6 protein-coding genes and 1 pseudogene are annotated in these 4,211 nt (G+C 26.3%); all 7 read left to right on the forward strand.

What is annotated here, in order from left to right; all coding sequences use genetic code 11:
• A pseudogene (locus EZH24_RS14090) lies at window positions 1-284 on the forward strand (glycosyltransferase); the annotation flags it as partial.
• A 9-nt stretch (window positions 285-293) separates the two neighbouring features.
• Window positions 294-431: a hypothetical protein gene (locus EZH24_RS14095; protein WP_161976120.1), complete on the forward strand. Its 138-nt coding sequence runs from the start codon at window positions 294-296 to the stop codon at window positions 429-431.
• Between the two features lie 58 nt (window positions 432-489).
• Entirely contained in the window at window positions 490-933 is a 444-nt protein-coding gene (locus EZH24_RS07890; protein WP_137998568.1) for a hypothetical protein, read from the forward strand.
• An 18-nt stretch (window positions 934-951) separates the two neighbouring features.
• Window positions 952-1,584, forward strand: coding sequence for a ribonuclease HII (locus EZH24_RS07895; RefSeq protein ID WP_137998569.1), 633 nt, complete (start codon window positions 952-954; stop codon window positions 1,582-1,584).
• A gap of 45 nt (window positions 1,585-1,629) precedes the next feature.
• Complete coding sequence (locus EZH24_RS07900; protein ID WP_137998570.1) at window positions 1,630-2,703, forward strand: hypothetical protein; 1,074 nt, start codon at window positions 1,630-1,632, stop codon at window positions 2,701-2,703.
• Window positions 2,704-2,705: 2 nt separating this feature from the next.
• A complete protein-coding gene (locus EZH24_RS07905; RefSeq protein ID WP_137998571.1) occupies window positions 2,706-2,969 on the forward strand; it encodes an EscU/YscU/HrcU family type III secretion system export apparatus switch protein in 264 nt (87 codons plus the stop codon).
• Window positions 2,970-2,991: 22 nt separating this feature from the next.
• Window positions 2,992-4,182 carry an HD-GYP domain-containing protein gene (locus EZH24_RS07910; RefSeq protein ID WP_137998573.1) on the forward strand — a complete coding sequence of 397 codons (1,191 nt, stop codon included), beginning with the start codon at window positions 2,992-2,994 and terminating at the stop codon, window positions 4,180-4,182.
• The last annotated feature ends 29 nt before the right edge of the window (window positions 4,183-4,211 follow it).

The raw sequence follows: 4,211 nt of genomic DNA on the forward strand, positions 1-4,211 counted from the left end.
TTCTCATTACAAAAATTGTTTTTATAGCGGTTTATTTTATTCCGTTTGCTTTATATTTTGTGATGACTTTGCTTGCGGGAATAATTACGGCGTTAAAAGAAAAAGGGTTTATAAGTAAAATCAAAGGCTTTTTTGTTTTTCCTTATATGTTTTTTATAACGCATTTCTTTTACGGACTCGGCTTTTTTTACGGCATAGCGAGAATAGTTAAAGGATTTACGCATGCTGGCGGACGCCAAAGAACGATTAAATTTAATATAAAAAAATTCAAATCTTTTGAATAATCAATAATTTTGTTCAATAAAAATCAGCATCATTCGGTTGGAGAATATAATTTTTACGAACCTCATGCGGAGATGCATAGGGTTTTATATATAAAAACATTCAGAATGAAGATGAAAAAAGTCATAACAAGCTTTATTTATATTTGATATTTTTCATATATCGTTATAATATAATAATACAAAATAAAACTTTTAAGGAAAATGCATGTCGGTATTGGCTAATAATATAAACGAAGAAATTAAAGAAATATTGGAAGAACATAATAATAATATTGACAGAAAAATAGAAGAACAAAATCAAAAAAATAACGACTTAAAAGAAAGCATAAATAAAAGCCATGAAGAAATGATGCAAAACGCGAATAATTTATTCAGAAAATACGATAAAACTTATGAAATTTTAATGGAATATGTCGCTAAAAAGATAGACGAACAGGATAAAAAGAATAGAGATTTCAGCGAAAAAATAAAAATAATATTGGAGAATAATTATAATAATAAAAAGAAAAAAAATAATTCTAAAAACAATAAAGAAAATATAAAAAAAGAAAATATAAAGATAAAAGATATTTCAAACGACTTTTTAATAGCTTTTGTTTCATTAATCGGAATAATAGCCACCGCGCTAATAGCGATATTTTTTATTTGATTATTATTTTTATTTATTATGATTAACGATAAATTAAAATACGAAAAAGAATATTTGCAATCTGGTTATAAATATATTTGCGGAATAGACGAAGTCGGGCGAGGTTGTTTATTCGGTCCAGTTACCGCAGCCGCCGTAATAATGCCTTTGTCGTTAAATGAAAACGAAAATAAAAATATAATCGAAGGAATTGAAGATTCAAAAAAACTTACACCCAAAAAACGAGAAGAACTTTCAAAAAAAATAATAGAAAAAGCGATTTGCTATTCCATATATTCCGTTTCCGAAAAAATAATAGACGAAATAAATATTTTAAATGCAACAAAATTGGCTATGATTAATGCTATAAAAAACTTGAAAATAAAACCCGACATACTTTTTATAGACGCTTTGAAACTCGATATTGATATAAAACAAATTTCAATAATAAAAGGAGACTTAAAATCATATTCCATAGGTTGCGCAAGCATATTGGCGAAAGTTAGCCGAGACGAAACGATGAATAATCTGCCCGAAGAATATCAAAAATACAAAATAAGTAAAAATAAAGGCTACGGAACTAAAGAACATCTTGAAGCGATAGAAAAATACGGTCCGAGCGACAAACATAGATTTACATTCGAGCCGATAAAATCTTATAATCATAAATAATAAAAAAACGATAATAATTAAAAGCCTTTTATTTTTATATATTTTATGATAAATATTAATAAATATTTCAATTCTATAATAAATAAAAGCCCGAAATCCATAAAAAACGGCGATATTGTCAGATTTTCAATAGTTAGAAAAATTGATAACGATAAAGCGATTGTAAATATTATGGGAAATAAAGTTATAGCCATGTTCAAAAACGGAATAACCGAAAAAGGTTTCGCTTTGGTTTCAAAAGAAAATAATAAATTAATATTAAATATATTAAAAAATGCAAACAGTATAAAAGAAGCGAATGAAAATATAAAAAATGGAGTTTCGGTTAACATAAGTTCCGTGGGAAAAGAAAATTCCGAAACGGCAAATCTCTTATTGTCGAAAGGAATAAAAGTAAATAATCAAAATATAACTTACTATGAAACGGTTTTAAAATATCTGCCGAACAACGAAAAAAAAGAATTCTTTCTTAACGCTATGAAAAATAATATTTATTTTAGCGAAGAGGAGATTAAAAATTTGGAAAATATTTTTGGCAAAATAGGAAATTTCGCTTCTATAATAAAAAACTCTAACAAAAATTATAAATTAGCCGAAATATTAAAAAACATGATTTTTAATTTGAAAAACCATGATAAAGATAAATTAAAAAACTATATAGATACGAACGGTTATTTTGCTATATGGTTTGCGCTCTTTGATATGTTTAATAACGATTTGGATTTTGATAAAGGGAATAATAAAGAAATGATAATGTTTATTTTAAAAATATTATCGCTTAATAGAAAAGATAAAAATAATTCTTTTTTCTATTTGATTCCAATTACATTTATTAACGAAGACGATAACGAATTAAAGGAAATTTTATTATATATTAAAGGAAACGAAGAAAATAATAAATATAATTTTATTTTTGTAGTTTATGATAAAGATAAAGAATTATGCAAAATTGTAATAGATAAAATTGAGAAAGAATTTAAAAATGAATATTTAATAACTTTGAAATTATTTGATAAAAAATTATATAAAAAATGTAATGATACGAAATATATTATTGAGGAACAACTTAAAATTTTTGAAGATTTAAATTTTAAGTTGGAATATGATAACGGAGCATAATAATGAATAAGGACATTGAAAACGCTATCGCTCTTTTATACGATAAAGAGATTCATAACGCTCCCGTAGTTATATCGAAAGGAGAAAAACTGCTTGCCCGACAAATGGTTTATCTTGCGAAAAAATATAATATTCCGATAGTTGAAGACGAAAAGACGGCAAAAACATTAATTAAATTGGATATTGGAGAAGAAATTCCTTATTCGCTATACGAAGCGGTTAGTATAATATTGAGGCATGTATATAAATTAAAGGAAAGTTTATAAACTATTATAAAGAGTTATGATTATGGAAAATTTTGCTAAAATAAAAACGCAGGATATTAAATCCCAGCCAGAAAGAAAAGACATATATTTGGATAACGATTTTATAGCCATAAGCAAATATGTCGAAATAAAAGACGAAGATATAAATAGGCTAAAAAAATGGGATATTGCCGAAGTTTTTATTAAAGACTTGGAAAGCGAGGGAGCGACTCATAACTCCGTGCAAGATTTCGATAAATTTTTAAGGGAATATAAAGTATTCAAAAATATTTATTTGAATATAATAAAACAAACAAAAAATAATCTGGGAAATTTTAGACATAATAATCTTGTCAACATGAAAGAACTCAACGAAATCATTGACGGACTTTTGGATATAATGAATAGAAATTTAAATAGTTTTATAGCTCTTTTAAGCATTTTTAATTTCAATAAAGAAGATTTTTATTATGTTCGTTCTTTAAATGTCGCGATAATATCCTTGATTATTGGAAAAGGAATGAAAATGTCGGATGTCGTATTAAAAAAACTCGGACTCGGAGCGATTTTATACGATATAGGTTTGGTTAAAGTTCCAGAAAAAATATTGAATAAACAATATAAACATACTCCCGAAGAATACGCCGAAATAAAAAAGCATACCGTTTACGGTTATAAATTAATGAAAAGCAATTTTAGATTTGAAGAAGAAATGGCGGCAATCGCTCTCGAGCATCATGAATATTTTAACGGCAAAGGTTATCCGCGCGGAATATCTGGAAACGAAATACATCTATACGCGAAAATTGTGGCAGTCGCTCATGAAGCGGAAAAGGTAATGAAAAATAATAAAATACTGCCCGATGAAAAAAGTTTAAATATCAATAAAAATGTTGAAAAAAAATTATTATTCGATTCCGTTAAACTTATAATGCAAGGAGCTAATAATAAATACGACCCGATTATATCCAAAGTGTTTATGGCAATATTTACCGTTTATCCCGTAGGTTCTATAGTTATTTTAAATGATAAGAGAAAGGCTTTTGTTTTTGCCACGCATAATAATTTTCCTATGAGACCTATTATAAAAATAATGTCCGATGAAAACGGAAATTTTATAGAAAATGGCGAGGTTATAAATTTGGTTGAAAATAATCAATTATTTATAAGCGCCATAAACAGAGACGATAAATTTTTAGAGGAGGTAAACAAAAAAATATTGAATAAAGAATAAAAATAAAATGAAAAATAACTATAGAACCT

It is taken from the genome of Brachyspira catarrhinii (assembly GCF_005518285.1).
GTDB classification, from domain to species: Bacteria; Spirochaetota; Brachyspiria; order Brachyspirales; family Brachyspiraceae; genus Brachyspira; species Brachyspira catarrhinii.